This window comes from Belnapia arida, assembly GCF_016773205.1.
GTDB classification, from domain to species: Bacteria; Pseudomonadota; Alphaproteobacteria; order Acetobacterales; family Acetobacteraceae; genus Belnapia; species Belnapia arida.
In genome coordinates, this window is record NZ_JAETWB010000001.1 from 1,003,239 (window position 1) to 1,019,212 (window position 15,974).

A 15,974-nucleotide genomic window follows, 5' to 3' on the forward strand; every position below is an offset into this window, starting at 1 on the left:
CCCCTGCCATAACGCAGCCGGGAAGAACGCCCGCTCCACGGCACACCTGCACTCAGGGAGGAGCGGCATGCACCGCCTCGTCACCGCGGCCTTCGCCGCGTTCATCGCCATGGCCGCGCCGGCCGTTGCGCAGACCCGCTGGGTCATGGCCACCGCCTATCCGGACGCCAATTTCCACACCCAGACCGTCCGCGCCTTCCTCGCCGATATCGAGGCCGCGGCGCCCGGCAAGCTGGCCGTCCAGCTCCACAGCAACGCCTCGCTGATGCCGCTGACGCAGATCAAGCGCGGCGTGCAGACCGGTCAGATCCAGCTCGGTGAATTCCTCCTCGGCGCCTATGGCAACGAGGACCCGATCTACGAGGTCGATTTCATCCCCTTCCTCGCCAGCAACTGGATGGAAGGCCGCGCCCTCGGCCAGGCGATCGAGCCAGCCATCCTCGCCCGGCTCGAGCGCCAGGGCCTGACCGCCCTCTACATGGTCCCCTGGCCGAGCCAGGCCCTTTACAGCCGCACCGAGTTGCGCAGCGTGGACGACCTCCGCGGCAGCCGCTTCCGCGCCCAGACGCCGATCATCGCCCGCATGGCGGAGCTGCTCGGCGCGACGCCGGTGCTGGTGCAGGCGGCCGACATCCCCCAGGCCTTCGCCACCGGCATCGTCAATGCCATGGTGACGAGCGCCCAGACCGGCGTCGACAGCTCCGCCTGGGACTACTCGAAGTACTTCTACAACATCGGCTTCACCCTGACCCGGAACGTGGTCGTGGTGAACACCCGGGCGCTGCGCTCGCTCGATGCGGCGACCCAAGCCGCCATCACCGCCGCCGCCGAGCGCGCCACGGCCCGCGGCCTCGAGGCCTCCCAGGCCTCCGAGCGGGAAATGACCGCCCGCCTCCAGGCCCATGGGATGCAGGCCCCGGCGCCGAGCGAGGCCCTCATGTCCGGCCTCCGCGCCATCGGGGCCAAGCAGGAGGAGGAATGGCTCGCCAAGGCGGGTCCCGACGGGCGGGCCATGCTGGACCGCTACCGCGCCCTGCTGCGCCAGTGACGGCTCAGGTGGTGCTGCCTTCGGGCAGCGCCGCCACATGGTCGAAGATGGCGCCGGCGGTGGTGATCCACACCTCGCCCCGCCGCGCGGCAATGGCCGAAAGCGCACCTCGCAGCGCCCGCAGCCGGTAGGGCTGGCCAACGATGTAGGGGTGCAGCGCGATCCCCATCACCTGCGGGATGCCGTCCCGCGCCACCTGCTCCAGCCGCTCCTCGAAATCCGCGAGCGCCATGGCCGCGAATTGCTCCGCGCCATCCTTGCGCGCCACCACGGAGGGGATGTCGTTCACCTCCTGCGGGTAGGGGATGGCCAGAAGCCGCCCGGACCGCGTCCGCATCCAGACCGGCTGGTCGTCCATGCACCAGTTGAGCGTGTAGCGGTAGCCGGCCTCGGCCAGCAGGTCGGGCGTCACCCGACTCTCGGCGATCCAGGGCGACAGCCAGCCGCGCGGCGCTACCCCCTCATGCGCCAGGATCGCCGCCGTGCTCGCGGCGACCAGCGCCCGCTCCAGCCCCTCGTCGAGGACTGATTGCCGCTCGCTGTTGGTCCGCCCATGCCCGGCGATCTCGTCGCCCCGCGCCCGGTGCGCCGCGACGAGGTGCGGGGCATGATCGTACATCGCGCTGTTGAGCAGCACCGTCGCCGGCAGGGCGAGCGCATCGAGCAGCTCGATCAGCCGCCAGGCGCCGACCCGGTTGCCGTAGTCCCGCCAGGCATGGTTCAGCACATCCGGCTGCGGCCCGCCGGGCGCCAGCTCCGCCCCCAGCCCCTCGCCAAAGGCGAAGTGCTCGAGATTGACCCCGAGATAGACAGCGAGCTTCGCGCCGCCCGGCCAGGCATAGCGGGGCCGATCGGGCCAGGGGTGGTAGTCGTAGCGGCCATGGCTCGGCAGCATGCGGCGGGCTCCCGGAACGAATGGACAGCATCTGCCCGGCCCTTTGCAGCAGTGCAAGGTGACGTAGCCCCACCGACACCCTATTATACGGCATGGCTTCCCCCTCGGCTGGCCGCCAGGACGCAGCGCGCGCCCTGCTGCGCCGTGAATCCCGGGCCCTGCGCGGCCGCGTCCTGCTGCCCGTCCTGCTAGGGGTGGCCGCCACCGCCTGCGCGCTCGGCACCACCTGGCTTACGGCGCGGCTGCTCGCCGCCCTGCTCGGCAACCCCGGCGCCGGCTGGCCGGAACTCGCCGCCGCCGCTGCGCTGGCCCTGCTCGGCGCCGCCCTTGGCCTCGCCCAGGAACGCGCCCAGCTCGCCGCCGGCGAGGCCGCCCGCACCCGGCTTCGCGACGCCGCCTTCGCCCGGCTGCTCGCCGCCGGCCCCGCCGCCCCGCGCGGAGTGGGCGAGGCGGCCTCTCTGGCGGTGGACCGGGTGGAAGCGCTGGACGGCTATTTCGGCCGCTGGCTGCCGACCGCCATGCTCGCCCTGCTCTCGCCGCTGATGGTTATCGCCGCCGCCAGCACCGCCGACCCGCGCAGCGGCCTGCTGCTGCTGATCGCCGGCCTGCTCTACCCGGTGGCGATGGCGGCGACGGGCATCGGCGCCGCCCAGGCCAGCCGCCGCCAGTTCGAATCCCTGGAGCGCCTCTCCGGTCGCTTCCTCGACCGCATGCGCGGCCTGCCGACCCTCGTCCTCTTCAACCGCCAGGAGGCGGAGGCCGAGGCGCTGGGCAAAGCCGCCGACGAGCTGCGGCAGCGGACCATGAAGGTGCTGCGCGTCGCCTTCCTCTCCGGCACCGCGCTGGAGCTGCTCTCCGCCCTGGCGCTCGCCTGCATCGCCTGGCGCCACGGCGCGCTGGAAGGCGGCGACCCCGCCGCCGGCCTCTTCTGCCTGCTGCTTGTGCCCACCTTCTTCGCTCCGCTGCGCAGCTTCGCCGCCGCCTATCACGAACGCCTTTCCGCCGCCGGCGCCGCCGCCGCCCTCGCCCCTCTGCTGCTGGCCGAGGAGCCGGGCGGTCTCCTGCTTGAGGAGATGCCGCCCCGCGTCGTCGTCACCTTCACCGATGTGCGCCTCACCTACGACCCGGCCCGCCCGCCCGCCCTCGACGGCCTCTCCTTCCGGGTCAATGCCGGCGAGACGCTGGTGCTGGCCGGCCCCTCGGGCGCCGGTAAGTCCTCCGTGCTCCGCCTGCTGTTGGGTTTCAACCGTCCCGAGGCCGGGCGCATCGCCATCAACGGCCAGGACGCCCTGGCGCTGAAGCCCGCCGAGCTGCGCCGTCTCTCCTCCTATGTCGGGCAGAAGCCGCATCTCTTCCGCGCCTCCATCCGCGACAATATCCGCTTCGCCCGGCCGGACGCCTCGCCCGAGCAGGTCGAGGCCGCCGCCGCCGCTGCCCGGGTGCTGGATTTCACTGCCGGCCTGTCGCAGGGGCTCGACACATTGGTGGGCGAGGGGGGATGGGGGCTTTCCGGCGGCCAGGCGCAGCGGGTGGCGCTCGCCCGCGCCTTCCTGCGCGACACGCCCCTTGTCCTGCTCGACGAGCCGACCGCCCATCTCGACCCGGGCACGGAATCCGAGGTGATCGAGAGCCTGCAGCGCCTCTGCATGGGCCGCACTGCCATCATCGCCAGCCATTCCGCCGCCGCCCGCGCCCGGCTCGGCCGGGTGCTGGAGATCACCGGCGGCCGTGCCGCCGGCAGCGCCCGGCTGGCGCAAGGATAGCGTTATGACTGCCGACCTCCTCCGCATCCTCGGCCTCTGGCGGGCGCGGCGCGGCTGGCTCGCCGCCGGCCTCGGCGTCACCATCCTCTCCGCCCTGATCGGTGCCGCGCTGCTGGCGCTCGCCGGCCAGGCCGTGGCCGATGCGCTGGGCGGTGCCGCCGTCGCCGCCGCCGTCTCCTTCTTCCTGCTCAAGCCGCTGATCGGCCTGCGCCCCGCCGCCCGCTGGGCCGAGCGCATGGTGAGCCATGCAGCCACCTTCCGAGCCTTGGCCGATACCCGCGTCTGGTTCTTCCGCCGCCTCGCCGAGCGGCTGCCCGCCGGCATCGGCCTGCGCCGCTCAGGCGACCTGCTCGGCCGGCTGGTGGCGGATGTGGAGGCGCTGGACGGGCTCTACCTGAAAGTCATGGTCCCGGTCGCCGCCGCCCTCGCCCTGGTGCTGGTGGTGGTGGCGCTGCTGGCCGGGCATCCATTGCTCGCCGCAGCCGTCGCCCTGCCGCTGGCGCTTGCCCTCGCCCTCCCATTCCTGCTCGCCCCGGGCGCTGCCCGCGCCGCGGCCGAGGCGGCCGCGGCGCAGGGCCGGCTGCGCGCCGCCGCAGTCGATCCGCTGATCGGCATCGAGGACACGCTGGCCGCCAATGCCGAAGGACGGGCCGGCGCGGCGCTGGCGGAAGAAACGCGGAAGCTCGGTCGGGCGCAGCGCCGCCTTGCAGGACGCGCCGCCCTGGCCGGTGCCGCCGGCACGGTGCTGGGCCAGGCGGCGCTGCTCGCCGCCCTCGCCTGGGGATTGGGCGGCGGGGCGCCGGGGATGACGGTCCTGGCGCTGTTTCTCGTGCTGGCGACGGCGGAGACGGTCGGAGTCCTGCCGCGGGCCGGGACGGCGCTGGCCGCCGCCGCCGCCGGCGCCCGCCGCCTGCTGGAGGCGGCCGACGCGCCGCCTCCCCTGACCGAGCCGGCGCAACCCGCTGACCTGCCCACTGGCCATGCGATCCGGATCGAGGGGCTATGCTTCGCCTGGGAGCCCGACCGGCCGCCTGTTTTCGACGGGCTCGATCTCGACCTGCCCGAGGGCACCCGCCTTGCCCTGCTTGGGCCGAGCGGCATCGGCAAGTCGAGCCTGGCTGCCCTGCTGCTGAAGCTCGCCGCGCCGCAGGCCGGGCGCATCACCCTGGGCGGCACAGACCTGGCGAGCCTCGCCGCCGAGGATGTCCGCCGCCGCATTGCCTGCCTCAGCCAGGATGCCCGGCTGTTCGACGACAGCATCGCCGCCAATCTCCGCATCGCGGCGCCGCTCGCGCCCGAGGCGGCGCTGTGGCGGGCGCTCGACCGCGCCGGCATCGGCACCCTGGTCAGGGCCCTGCCGGAAGGGCTTGAGACCCGCTGCGGCGAGGGTGGGGCCCGCTTCTCCGGAGGGCAGGCGCGGCGGCTGGCGCTGGCGCGCGTGCTGCTTTCCGCCGCTCCGGTGCTTATTCTCGACGAGCCGACAGCAGGCCTCGACGCCGAAACCGAGCGAGCCTTCCTCGAAACCCTGGAGGAGGTAACGGCCGGCCGCACCGTTATCCTCATTGCTCATCGCCTGACCGGGGTGGAACGGACGACGCGCATCATTCGCCTCGCCGGTGGCCGGGCCTTGCCTGCGGCGGGCTGAGGGCTAGATCGCAGCCATGTCCGTTCTCGCCCCGACCGCCCCGCCGCCGCTCGACCCCGCCAAATTTCGCGATCCATGGGTCACGGCCAAGGGCGAGGCGCGCGCGACGGTCGCCCTCGGAGGCCTCCGCAGCCTCTGGGTCAATACCGGGACGCTTTGCAACATTGCCTGCAGCAACTGCTACATCGAGAGCAGCCCGCGGAACGACTCGCTGGTCTACATCACCGCCGCCGAACTCCGTCCCTTCCTTGACGAGATCGCCCGGGACGGGCTGCCGGTGGAGGAGATCGGCTTCACCGGCGGCGAGCCCTTCCTCAACCGCGACCTCCCGGCGATGCTGGAAGATGTGCTCTCTCGCGGTCATCGCGCCCTGGTGCTGACCAATGCGATGAAGCCGATGCGCAACCACGCCGCGGCCCTCCTCTCGCTGCGGGACCGGTATGGCGAGGCGCTGACTCTCCGCGTCAGCCTCGACCATTACGGCGCAGTGCTGCACGACCTAGAGCGGCAGGAGGGCAGCTTCGCCATCGCCCTCGACGGGCTGCGCTGGCTGGCGCGCGAGGGCTTCCGCGTCCATGTCGCCGGGCGGGCCGCCTTTGGCGGGGAAGGGGAGGCCGCGATGCGCGACGGCTTCGCTGGCCTCTTCGCCGAGCAAGGCATCCCGATCGATGCCGCGGACCCGGTGGCCCTGATGCTCTTCCCGGAGATGGATGCGGCGGCCGACGTGCCGGAGATCACCACCGCCTGCTGGGGCATTCTCGGCAAGTCGCCGGACAGCATGATGTGCGCCTCCTCGCGGATGCTGGTGAAGCGTCGCGGCGCCGCGGCGCCTGCGGTGCTGGCCTGCACGCTGCTGCCGCATGACCCGCAATTCGAGCTGGGCGGGACGCTGGCCGAGGCCGCCCGCCCGGTGGCGCTGAACCACCCGCACTGCGCCAGGTTCTGCGTCCTTGGCGGTGCAGCCTGCTCGCGCTGAGGCAGGCCGCTTCGCCCTCCGGAATGTGATGGCCGGTCGCTTCCGCCACTATGCGAGAAGCGAGACGATCAGGGTTGCGTGATTCGTGGCATCCGCGCCTCTGAGTTGCGTTACGCGCCAGCTACTTACATCGCTTCCGGAGTAATCCTATGCGTCGCCTTTTTCTCGTCGCCCTGCCGATGCTGGCCCTGGCTGCCTGTCAGGCGCCAAGCCAGGCCCCGGCGTCCCGCAGCGTCGTCTTCTTCACCAATGACAGCGCCGCGCTCGACGAGAATGCCGCAGGCCTCGTCTCCGAGGTGGCCGGGCGGGCCAAGGCAAGCCCCGGCGCCCCGATCCGCGTGCGCGGCTTCACCGCCCCGGACGGCAGCGCCGGCTTCAACCGGGCGCTGGCCGAGGCGCGCGCCCGCAACGTCGCCGATGTGCTGGTCGCCGCCGGTATCGAGCGCAGCCGCATCCGCATCGAGCCGCGCGGGCCGGTCTCCTACGAGATGATCCCGACCGAGAGCCGCCGCGTGGAGATCCTTCTCGGCGGCTAGCCCGCGATCGTCCCGGGTGACGCATCCGGGGCATGAATCGCCCGCATCGGCCCTCCGGCGGTGGGCCAATGCAGGCCGTACCGCAACAATGGCTGACGCCGACCCCGGCGCATGCCATGTTGGCGGCATGCCCGATGTCATGGAGTCCCCGACCCATCCGGGGGCTGTTGCCGACCCGGCCGAGTTGCTGCATCGGGTCTTCGGCCATCCCGGTTTCCGCGGTCGCCAGGAGGAAATCGTCCGCCATGTGATGGCGGGCGGCTCCGGCCTCGTGCTCATGCCGACAGGCGGCGGCAAGTCGCTCTGCTTCCAGGTGCCGGCGCTCTGCCGCGAGGGGCTTGGCGTCGTCGTCTCGCCGCTCATCGCGCTGATGGAGGATCAGGTCACCGCCCTGCGCCAGCAGGGCATCGCCGCCGCGGCGTTGCATTCCGACCTGCCCGAGGACGAGGCGCGGGAGGTGAAGCGCGACCTCGCCCGTGGCGCGGTCAAGCTGCTCTACATCTCGCCGGAGCGGCTGACCCTCGAAGGCACGCTCGACTTCCTGGCGCGCCGTCCACTCGCTCTCTTCGCCATCGACGAGGCGCATTGCGTCAGCCAATGGGGCCATCACTTCCGCCCGGAGTACCGCGGCCTCGGCCTTCTCTCCGAGCGCTTTCCAGGCGTGCCACGCCTGGCCCTGACTGCGACGGCCGATCCGCGCACGGTCGAGGATATCCGTGCCCAGCTCGGCCTTGCCGAGAGCCCGGTCTTCCGCGGCGGCTTCGATCGGCCGAACATCTTCATCACGGCCGAGCCGCGAGAGCAGGAGCGGGCGCAGCTTCGCGCCTTCATCAAGGCCGCAGGCGATGGCTCGGGCGCGGGCATCGTCTATTGTGGCAGCCGCGCCAAGACCGAGCAGACCGCCGAATGGCTGCGCGCCGACGGGCATGACGCGCTCTGCTTCCATGCCGGGATGGAGGGGGAGGCGAAGCGCCAGGCGCATCGCCGCTTCGCCCGCGGCGATGCCGTCATCATGGCGGCGACCATCGCCTTCGGCATGGGCATCGACCGGCCCGACGTGCGCTGGGTCGCGCATCTCGACCTGCCCCGCTCGCCGGAGAGCTGGTACCAGGAGATCGGCCGCGCCGGGCGCGACGGGCTGCCGGCGCGGGCGCTGCTGCTCTACGGGGCGGGCGACATCGCGCTCGCCCGCCATCGCATCGAGGGTAGCCCTGCGACGCCGGAGCAGAAGCGCATCGAGCGGGCGCGGCTGGAGGCCATGGTTTCGATCGCCGAGGCGGCCACCTGCCGGCGCCGCATCCTGCTGCGCTGCTTCGGCGAGCAGGGGCCCGAGCAATGCGGCGCCTGCGACATCTGCCGCAACCCGCCGCGCCTCTTCGACGGCACCATCCCGGCGCAGAAGCTGCTGAGCGCGGTGGTCCGCACCCGGCTGCCCTCGGGGGGGCATTTCGGCCTGGGCCATGTGGTCGACGTGCTGCGCGGCAAGCTGACGCCGAAGGTCGCGCAGTTCGCCCATGACCAGCTGAAGACCTTCGGCATCGGCGCCGACCTCTCGGATCTCGCCTGGCGCGGCGTGGCGCGGCAGCTCGTCGCCCGTGGCGCGCTCGACGTGGCGGTGGAGAATCATGGCGAGCTCGTCCCGACCGAGACTGCACGGCCGATCCTGAAGGGCGAGGAACGGGTGATGCTCCGCGTCGATGCCCTGACCGCCCCGAGCCCGCGCGAGCGCGGCCGCAGCGCCGAGCCCGCCATGGCCGGGGATGCGCTGTTCGACGCGCTCCGTGCCTGGCGCAAGCGCGAGGCATCCGAGCAGGGCGTGCCGGCCTATGTCATCTTCCAGAACGACACGCTGGCCGCCATCGCCGAACGCCGTCCGCAGGATGCCGAGGAACTGGCGATGATCCCGGGCGTCGGCCGCAGCAAGCTGGAGCGCTATGCGGATGCCGTGTTGCGCGTGGTGCGGGACATCGGCTGAACGCCTATTTCTTCCGCCGGAACACCGCCATCAGTACGGCCGCCACCGCGGCCCCGCCGAGAAAGTGCCCGGTCTCGGCCCGCTTCTGGGCCTTCCGGTCCCGCCCGCGGTGATGCGGCGCCTCGGCCAGCGCCGCCTGGCCCGCAGGACTTCCCTGCAGGCCGGCCCAGGCGCGGGTAAACTCCGCCCCAAGCAGGAAAACCTGGGCCGAGTAGTAGACCCAAAGCAGCACCACCATCAGGGCTCCCGCGGCGCCGTAGCTGGTCGCCACATGACTGCTGCCGACATACCAGCCGATCAGCGTCTTGCCGACGGTGAAGAGGAAGGCCGTCACCAGCGCGCCCACGGCGACATCGCGCCAGCCGATCTCGCGGTCCGGCAGGATTTTGTAGATCGCCGCGAAGAGGACCGTGACCATCAGGAACGAGATCAGGAAATTGGCCGCACCCAGCAACAGCAGCATCTCCGGCAGCTGGTCGCGGAACCAGGTCATCAATGCCGACAGCACCGCACTTGCAATCAGCGAGACCAGCAGCAGGAAGCCGGTCGCCGCCACCAGGCCGAGGCTCGCCAGCTTGGCCCGCATCAGCCGCGTCACCGCGCCGCCTTCGGGCGGCTTTGCCCGCCAGATGGCGTTCAGCGCCGCCTGCAGCTCGCCGAAGACGCCGCTTGCCGTCAGCAACAGGGTGACAACGCCGATGACCGTGGCGATGGTGCCGGAGGTCATGTCGCCAGCGCCGCGGACCATGGCTTCCACCGTCTCTGCCCCGGTCCTGCCGAGCAGGCCGCGAAGTTGCTCGGCGATGGCGCCGCGGACCGCATCCTCACCGAAAAAGATGCCGGCGATGGCGGTGGCGATGACCAGCAAAGGTGCAATGGAGAAGACCGTGTAGTAGGCGATCGCCGCGCCGCGGCCCAACGCCTCGTCCTCGATATAGCCCTCGACCGTCTCGCGCAGCAGCATCCAAACCCGGTTCAGCATCCATCCGTCTCCCGCCGCCGCACAAACATCCGGGGTCGGAAGGGGTTTCCGCGGCCGTCAGGCCGGGGCAGGGACGAGATGCCCGTCGCGCACCCGAAGCGCCCGATGGTGGTACTGCGCGACGGCCGGGCGATGGGCGATGGAGACCAGCGAGGTGCCAGGAAGCCGCTCCTTCAGTAGCTTGTAGAAGCGGGACTCCGCCTCCGGGTCGAGGCTCGCCGTCGCCTCGTCGAGGAAGAGCCAGCGCGGCTGCAGCAGCAGGGCGCGGGCGAGCGCCACCCTCTGCTGCTCGCCGCCCGAGAGCAGCCTGTCCCAGGTTTCCACCTCATCGAGCCGCGCGGTGAGATGGCCGAGCCCGGCAGCCTCCAGCACCTCGTGGATGGCGGCATCGCTGAACTCGGCCGCGTCGCGCGGGTAGCAGACCGCCCGGCGCAGCGTCCCGAGCGGCAGGTAGGCCCGCTGCGGCAGGAAGAGCCGCCCTTCCGCCGGCACATGCACCCGGCCATGGCCAAAGGGCCAGAGCCCGGCCAGGGCGCGGAACAGCGTGGACTTGCCGCTGCCCGAGCGGCCGGCGATCAGCACCGCCTCGCCCGGCGCGATCCGGGCCGAGGCATTCTCGATCAGCACCCGGCCATCCGGCAGGCGGATCGTCACATCCTCCAGCACCAGCTCATCGCCGCCATCCGGCACGGCCTGGATGCCGCTGCCGGCCGCCGCCCGCGCTTCCTCGATCGCCCCGATGAATCCGCGGATGCGGAGCACCGTCGCCCGCCATTCCGTCAGCGACGAGTAATTGTCGACGAACCAGGAAAGCGCCCCCTGCACCTCGGAGAAGGCGCCCGAGGTCTGGGTCAGCCCGCCGAGCGGGATGCGTCCGGCGAAATAGGCCGGCGCCGCGACGATGAAAGGGAAGATGATCGCCACCTGCGCATAGCCGCTGGTGAAGAAGGTGAGGCGCTTGGTGGCGACCATGATGGCCCACCAATTGCCGATCACCGCGCCGAAGCGGTCGCTGAGCCCGCGCTTCTCATCCGCCTCGCCGCCATAGAGGGCAATGCCCTCGGCATTGTCGCGCAGCCGTACCAGGGCATAGCGGAAATCCGCCTCCACCCGTTCTTGCTGGAAATTCAGCCGGATCAGGCTGCGGCCGACGAGGTGGGCGAGGCCCGTCCCCACCACCGCATAGGCCAGCGCCACCCAGACCATGTAGCCTGGGATGGTGATGCCGAGGATCGTCGCCGGCCCCGACAGGCCCCAGAGCACCAGGACGAAGCTGAACAGCGTGACGACCGAGCGCATCAGCCCGAGGCCGAGGGCGAGGGTGTTGTCGACGAACTGCCGGAGGTCCTCGGCGATGCGCTGGTCCGGGTTGTCGGTGCCGGAGTCGGTCAGTGCCACGCGGTAATAGGCGCGGTCGGCGAGCCAGCGGTCCAGCACTTCCCGCGTCAGCCAGGACCGCCAGCGGATTTGCAGGGCCTGGCGCAGGTAGAGCGCATAGACCGCGATCAGGATGTACAGGGCGGCGACGAAGACGAAGCCGGGCATCGGACCGCTGTCGGTCTGCCGCCACCAGAAGAGCAGCGCCCAGAAGGCCTCGGCATTCTTCTCCTGAAGGCTGTTGAAGAATTCCCGGTTCCAGTAGCTGAGCAGCACGCTCATCCCGACCAGGGAAAGGTTCAGGAGGATGACGACGCCGAGCAGCAGCCGGGCCCTCCAGCGCTCCTCGCTCCGCCAATAGGGGCCCGCCACGGTCCAGGCATCGGAAAGGAAATGGCCGAGGCGGCGCATGGCAGGCACTCCGGGGAGGAAGGGGGATCAGTGCCGGCGCAGAGCGGCGTCGAGGGCGGCGAGCCAGCGCTCCACCCGGCGGCGGTTCACGCCGAGGTCGGACCAGCCGAAGAGGCTGCGCGAATAGAGGAAGAGGCCGGCACCCCCGGGGGCAGGAACCAGCTCCGCGACGACGATGTCCGGGTAGTTCATCAGCGCCGAGCGCTCCACCCATTGCGCCTGGCGCCGCTCCGGCCAGTCGCGGACGAGGGTGGTGCGCGGGAAGCCCTCGCCCAGGCGGCGCAGCACCGGCCAGGCGGTCGCGGCATCGACGGGGAGGAGCGGCACGGTGACATGCGCCTGCGGATGGCCGCCCGGCGGCGCGGCGAGGCAAGTGTTGGGCGAGGGCGGCAGGGCGAGCCGGGCAAAATCGAGCGGCTCGGCCGGTGGCAGTCCGGCCCCGCCGCGGCCGAACAGGGCGCTGATCGGCGCGCTCATGCCCCGGCCCGCCGGCGGAGGCGGATGACGCCGCGGACCTCCTCGGGCGGCACCGGCTTGCCCTTGCGGAGAATCTCGACCGCTCCCTCACGGCTGAGCGCGATCGCCGCCTGGCGGACGGGACCCATCAGCGGCCGCCATTCCTCGTCGCCGGCGAGGACGCGCGCCACCTCGCTCGGGCATATGGATTTCTCGGCGCCGCGTTCGGCGGTCTGACGGAGGATCTCGGCCGTGATGACGGCCTGGTCGGGGGCGGGGCTCATGCTGGGCGGCACCATAAGCCCCGCGTCGGCGCTGTCAGCCTGGTTTTGCGTCGCCTTTCCATCGATCAGCCGAAGATGGCGGCGGCCAGCGCCCGCCCGCTGTCGAAGGCTGCCTCCGCACGGCCGGCAAGGCACCAGTCACCGGCGAGGCCGAGCCGCGCCTCGGGCAGCCAGAGACAGGGCTCGCCGAGCGGCTGTTCCACCAGGGAGTAGCGCCAGCGGTGCGCCTGGAGATGGATTGGCGCTGGGGCCGGGGGCAGGGCTGCGAGCAGGGCGGGGCCGATGGTGGCGGCCTCCGCCTCAAGATGGGTGCGGGACCAGTCTTGGTTGGCCTGGATCACCCAGCATTCCGTCGTGGCGTCGCGGCCCGGCTTGCCGCTGTCCCGCGCCAGCCAGCCGATGGGCCCGGCTTCGGGGCGAAGCGTCTCTGGCCAGTCGGGCCGCGTGCCGAAGGCGGCGACCACCGTCCAGCAGGGGGCAATGCCGACCTCGGCGATGCGCGTCCGCAGCCCAGGCGCCGGTCGCGCCACCAGCGGCGCCGCCTGGGCTGGCGGCAGGGTGATGGCGACCGAGTCGAAGGGCCCGTCTTCGTCTCGCGCCGTCTCGGGCACCGCCCCGCCCGGACGCACCAGCGCCGCGTCCAGATGCCGCACCGTCCAGGCGCCGGGCCCGCCGCCCAGGAGCGTCACATGCCGGCCCGCGCGCAGGTCGAGCCCGGCCGCCAGCGCCCTCGGCAGGGCGGACATTCCCGGCACGCCGACGAAGCGCCCGGCCTCGCTCCAGGCCTGCGCCCCGGCTTCCGCCAGCAGGGCGGCGAAGCCGGGCCCACGCGCCGTCAGGTATTGCGCGCCATGGTCCCATTGCAACCGGCACCCGCCTGCTTCCGCCCGCCGCGTCGCCAGCCTTCCGCCGGCCGCGCGACCCTTGTCGAACAGGGTGACGGCGGCGCCCCGCCCGGCGAGTTCACGAGCGCAGGCGAGGCCGGCGAGGCCGGCACCGAGAATGGCGATCCGGAGCTGTGTCATGCACCACCTCGAATGGGCCCGTTCGCCGCATCCGCAAGAGCGGCGCGCGCCAGGGGAATCTCGATCCGGCAGGACAGGCCCGTGCGGCGCCAGGACAGCGTGATCGTTCCACCCAGCCGGCCCCGGATCGTCGCATCGAGCAGGCGGGAGCCAAAGCCCCGCCGGCTCGGCGATGGGCGGTCCGCCCGCCTCCTCCCAGTGCAGCCGCAGCGTTTCCGCCACCCGGACTGTGCGCCAGTGCAGCGTGACGCGCCCCGCCGGGCAGGAGAGCGCCCCATGCTTGGCCGAGTTGGTGGACAGCTCATGCAGGGTCATGGCCAGTTGCTGCACGGCCTGGGGCAGGAGCCGCATCTCCGGCCCGTCGATGCCGATGCGTCGGTGATCGCCGAGGTTCGGCCGGAATACCTTCATCTCGCCTTCTGCGAGGACCCGCAGGCTGCCGCCGGTCCAGCTGTCGCCGACAAGCCTTGCATGGGCCCGGGCCGGGGCAGCAACGCGCGCCTCGACCGCAGCCGCATAGGCACTGGCGTCCGTGCGCGGGGTAAGGCGGAGGGTCGCCTGCACCAGGGCCAATGCGTTCATCGCCCGGTGCGACATCTCCCGCATGGCCAGCGCCACGCGTTCCAGTGACCGATGCCGCTCGGTGACATCCTCCACCACCAGCACCATCCGCGGCGCCTTGAGCGCCGTCGCGGTGATCGGAGCAAGGCCGAGTTGCAGCCAGATCGTGCCATCGTCCGGGCGTTGGTGGCGGAAGCTGCGGGTCGCACTGCCATGCTGCCGCAGGTCGAGGCGGTAGTCCCTGAGCGCCTCGGCACCAAAGAGGGATCATGCCGGAACCGACGAACTCCTCATGCCGCTCGCTGCGGGCGACGACATGGCCGGTGCGGTCGGTCACCGCCGCCACCAGCCAGGCGGCAGCTCCTGATTGTGGAGAGCGGTGGCCAGATCGGTGGCTGCCAGGGACAGGCTGAGGCCATAGCTGCGGCAGGCTTCGGCGCCGCTGTCCGGCCGGTCGACTAGTACGGCGACAGAGACTTGGTGCTCGCCGCCGGTGGGACCGCGGATCAGGTCGCCGATCTCGGTTCGGCCGGCGAGGAAGGTTTGCCGGGCCGCCGGCGGGGCCGGGATGTCGGGCGGCGCCGTCCCGGGCGATAGGCGGGAGCTGGGCAGCAACCCACCATCAGGCGCGAAAAGGCTCACCGGGCTCAGATTGGCCGCACGGGCGAAGGCACCGAGCTGTGCGGCGAATCCTCCCGGCCCTCCTTCGCGAAGCGTATAGGATCCCATGGCGGCGAGGTCCTGCAACGCCGCCTCGGCGGCATCGAAACGGCCCTGGATTGTCGACCCAAGGGCGCGCGCCGTCCCTATCATCTCGGACCCGGCCCGGTCGAGCGCCCGCGTCTCCGCCTGGTAAGCGATCAGCGCAGCAATGCCGAGCAGGCCGAAGGCGACCCGCAGGAGATCGCCATCATGCGGCGGCGAAGGCTCGAGGGCCTCGGCGGCCCGATCTTCGTAACGAAAGACACTCCGTCTCCCCGCAGGACGCCGGGCCGGGTCGCGATTGCCGCACCCGGGGAGTTCTACTACGGGCGCAGCCTGATACATGACCACAGCTCCGCAACAGAACCCATTACTGAGGAGTAGATTCAATTTCACCGTCGGAAATTTGCCCCAACTGATGCAAGTTGTTCGCAGTATCCACTTGTTACTCTCTTTTAGACGTTGTGGTCATGGCGGCGTCAGGCGAAGCGCTCTGTCACCGGCCCTGCCTCGGGCACGGCGGCGATCTCGCGGATGATCTTCCGGCGCACTGCTGCTTCGAACGCCTGAAACCCCTCGGCGATGACCAGGAAGGCGCCAGGGCCACCGATCACCTCCTCGCGGTAATAGGTGTCGAGCGGCGGCAGGGAGGAGGCGAGGGAGAGCGGCTGCGGCGTCCGGTCGAGTACGGCAAGGCCGTTCAGCACGATCCCCTGGGCCAGCGCCTCGGCCCGTGCATCGGCAACCGACCGGCCGGAGTTGTTGACGCCGTCGCCCGAGATGTCCACGACCTTGCGGGTGCCCTCGAAACCCTGGCCGAACTGCCGCGCCGCGTAATCCATGGCGCCGGAGATCGAGGTGTAGAGCCAGGTGCGCCGCGGTGCGTTGCCTATGGCATCTGCGAAGCGGTTGGCCGTAGCGGCGCCGTCGAGCAGCATCCAGGGAACAACAGTGTTCTGGATGTGCCAGTCGGACCAGGTGAACATCGTCACCGCAATGGCGCCGACCGGACCGCCCATGATGCCCTCGATCAGCCGTGGGTCGCGGAAGGCGGCCTCGTAGCCGGCAAACTGCATCTCCTGCTCTTCCGGATCGACGGAGCGGCTCACATCGACCGCAAGCACCAGCTCCACATCGACCGGCGTCGCCGCCCGGGCCCGTCCGAATCGGAGAATGGCAGGCATCGCCAGGGCTGCGCCCAGCACATCGCGTCTTCGCATACGACCCCCTTCTGGCCGTGGATGGGCGCTGCGCGCACCCGAACCGCGGCGTGAACAAGCGAGGCCGTGACCGCCTTCCTTCCCGAAACAAAATCATCATAGAACGGACTTATGCTGC

The 15,974-nt window shown here is 71.5% G+C and carries 14 protein-coding genes; 6 read left to right on the forward strand and 8 right to left on the reverse strand.

Translation table 11 applies throughout. The annotated features are described in order from the left end of the window. Positions 1-67: 67 nt before the first annotated feature. Positions 68-1,048 (forward strand): TRAP transporter substrate-binding protein, encoded by a 981-nt coding sequence (locus tag JMJ56_RS04885; RefSeq protein WP_202830452.1) that lies wholly within the window; start codon positions 68-70, stop codon positions 1,046-1,048. Positions 1,049-1,052: 4 nt separating this feature from the next. On the opposite strand, the gene JMJ56_RS04890 is transcribed toward JMJ56_RS04885, so the two are convergent. Further along, entirely contained in the window at positions 1,053-1,943 is an 891-nt protein-coding gene (locus JMJ56_RS04890; RefSeq protein WP_202830453.1) for a polysaccharide deacetylase family protein, read from the reverse strand. 92 nt (positions 1,944-2,035) lie between these two features. On the opposite strand from JMJ56_RS04890, the gene cydD reads away from it, so the two are divergent. The 5 genes from cydD to recQ all read left to right on the forward strand — a co-directional run bounded on the left by cydD (position 2,036) and on the right by recQ (position 8,838). After that, positions 2,036-3,706 carry a thiol reductant ABC exporter subunit CydD gene (cydD, locus tag JMJ56_RS04895; protein ID WP_202830454.1) on the forward strand — a complete coding sequence of 557 codons (1,671 nt, stop codon included), beginning with the start codon at positions 2,036-2,038 and terminating at the stop codon, positions 3,704-3,706. 4 nt (positions 3,707-3,710) lie between these two features. After that, positions 3,711-5,351, forward strand: a complete 1,641-nt coding sequence (cydC, locus tag JMJ56_RS04900) for a thiol reductant ABC exporter subunit CydC (protein WP_202830455.1) — start codon at positions 3,711-3,713, stop codon at positions 5,349-5,351. A 16-nt stretch (positions 5,352-5,367) separates the two neighbouring features. After that, positions 5,368-6,327 carry a radical SAM protein gene (locus JMJ56_RS04905; RefSeq protein WP_202830456.1) on the forward strand — a complete coding sequence of 320 codons (960 nt, stop codon included), beginning with the start codon at positions 5,368-5,370 and terminating at the stop codon, positions 6,325-6,327. A gap of 149 nt (positions 6,328-6,476) precedes the next feature. Further along, on the forward strand, positions 6,477-6,863 hold the full coding sequence (locus JMJ56_RS04910; protein WP_202830457.1) for an OmpA family protein: 387 nt from the start codon (positions 6,477-6,479) through the stop codon (positions 6,861-6,863). Positions 6,864-6,990: 127 nt separating this feature from the next. Further along, positions 6,991-8,838: a DNA helicase RecQ gene (gene recQ, locus JMJ56_RS04915; protein WP_236037410.1), complete on the forward strand. Its 1,848-nt coding sequence runs from the start codon at positions 6,991-6,993 to the stop codon at positions 8,836-8,838. 4 nt (positions 8,839-8,842) lie between these two features. Here the strand turns inward: recQ and JMJ56_RS04920 are convergent, their stop codons facing one another. From JMJ56_RS04920 to JMJ56_RS04950, 7 genes are all read right to left on the reverse strand, one after another. After that, positions 8,843-9,820, reverse strand: a complete 978-nt coding sequence (locus JMJ56_RS04920) for a YihY/virulence factor BrkB family protein (RefSeq protein ID WP_202830458.1) — start codon at positions 9,818-9,820, stop codon at positions 8,843-8,845. 57 nt (positions 9,821-9,877) lie between these two features. After that, entirely contained in the window at positions 9,878-11,608 is a 1,731-nt protein-coding gene (locus JMJ56_RS04925) for an ABC transporter ATP-binding protein/permease (protein WP_202830459.1), read from the reverse strand. A 27-nt stretch (positions 11,609-11,635) separates the two neighbouring features. Continuing rightward, on the reverse strand, positions 11,636-12,085 hold the full coding sequence (locus JMJ56_RS04930; protein ID WP_202830460.1) for a DUF1499 domain-containing protein: 450 nt from the start codon (positions 12,083-12,085) through the stop codon (positions 11,636-11,638). Then, a complete protein-coding gene (locus JMJ56_RS04935; protein ID WP_202830461.1) occupies positions 12,082-12,348 on the reverse strand; it encodes a DUF3253 domain-containing protein in 267 nt (88 codons plus the stop codon). Before JMJ56_RS04935 ends, JMJ56_RS04930 begins: the two co-directional genes overlap by 4 nt. Positions 12,349-12,413: 65 nt before the next feature. Then, positions 12,414-14,042: an FAD-dependent oxidoreductase gene (locus JMJ56_RS04940; RefSeq protein ID WP_202830462.1), complete on the reverse strand. Its 1,629-nt coding sequence runs from the start codon at positions 14,040-14,042 to the stop codon at positions 12,414-12,416. A 225-nt stretch (positions 14,043-14,267) separates the two neighbouring features. Further along, entirely contained in the window at positions 14,268-14,981 is a 714-nt protein-coding gene (locus JMJ56_RS04945) for a hypothetical protein (RefSeq protein WP_202830463.1), read from the reverse strand. A 134-nt stretch (positions 14,982-15,115) separates the two neighbouring features. Then, the gene (locus JMJ56_RS04950) at positions 15,116-15,856 is read right to left on the reverse strand and encodes a DUF1194 domain-containing protein (protein WP_202830464.1); all 741 of its coding nucleotides are present in this window, start codon (positions 15,854-15,856) and stop codon (positions 15,116-15,118) included. Positions 15,857-15,974 lie beyond the last annotated feature (118 nt).

What these genes read in the sequence shown, in the direction of transcription:
- cydC (WP_202830455.1), top strand. Translation starts at nt 3,711, where the DNA reads ATGACTGCCGACCTCCTCCGCATCCTCGGCCTCTGGCGGGCGCGGCGC.
- JMJ56_RS04935 (WP_202830461.1), bottom strand. Translation starts at nt 12,348, where the DNA reads ATGAGCCCCGCCCCCGACCAGGCCGTCATCACGGCCGAGATCCTCCGT.
- JMJ56_RS04885 (WP_202830452.1), top strand. Translation starts at nt 68, where the DNA reads ATGCACCGCCTCGTCACCGCGGCCTTCGCCGCGTTCATCGCCATGGCC.
- JMJ56_RS04950 (WP_202830464.1), bottom strand. Translation starts at nt 15,856, where the DNA reads ATGCGAAGACGCGATGTGCTGGGCGCAGCCCTGGCGATGCCTGCCATT.
- cydD (WP_202830454.1), top strand. Translation starts at nt 2,036, where the DNA reads ATGGCTTCCCCCTCGGCTGGCCGCCAGGACGCAGCGCGCGCCCTGCTG.
- JMJ56_RS04930 (WP_202830460.1), bottom strand. Translation starts at nt 12,085, where the DNA reads ATGAGCGCGCCGATCAGCGCCCTGTTCGGCCGCGGCGGGGCCGGACTG.
- JMJ56_RS04910 (WP_202830457.1), top strand. Translation starts at nt 6,477, where the DNA reads ATGCGTCGCCTTTTTCTCGTCGCCCTGCCGATGCTGGCCCTGGCTGCC.
- recQ (WP_236037410.1), top strand. Translation starts at nt 6,991, where the DNA reads ATGCCCGATGTCATGGAGTCCCCGACCCATCCGGGGGCTGTTGCCGAC.
- JMJ56_RS04925 (WP_202830459.1), bottom strand. Translation starts at nt 11,608, where the DNA reads ATGCGCCGCCTCGGCCATTTCCTTTCCGATGCCTGGACCGTGGCGGGC.
- JMJ56_RS04945 (WP_202830463.1), bottom strand. Translation starts at nt 14,981, where the DNA reads ATGTATCAGGCTGCGCCCGTAGTAGAACTCCCCGGGTGCGGCAATCGC.
- JMJ56_RS04905 (WP_202830456.1), top strand. Translation starts at nt 5,368, where the DNA reads ATGTCCGTTCTCGCCCCGACCGCCCCGCCGCCGCTCGACCCCGCCAAA.
- JMJ56_RS04890 (WP_202830453.1), bottom strand. Translation starts at nt 1,943, where the DNA reads ATGCTGCCGAGCCATGGCCGCTACGACTACCACCCCTGGCCCGATCGG.
- JMJ56_RS04940 (WP_202830462.1), bottom strand. Translation starts at nt 14,042, where the DNA reads ATGGTGCTGGTGGTGGAGGATGTCACCGAGCGGCATCGGTCACTGGAA.
- JMJ56_RS04920 (WP_202830458.1), bottom strand. Translation starts at nt 9,820, where the DNA reads ATGCTGAACCGGGTTTGGATGCTGCTGCGCGAGACGGTCGAGGGCTAT.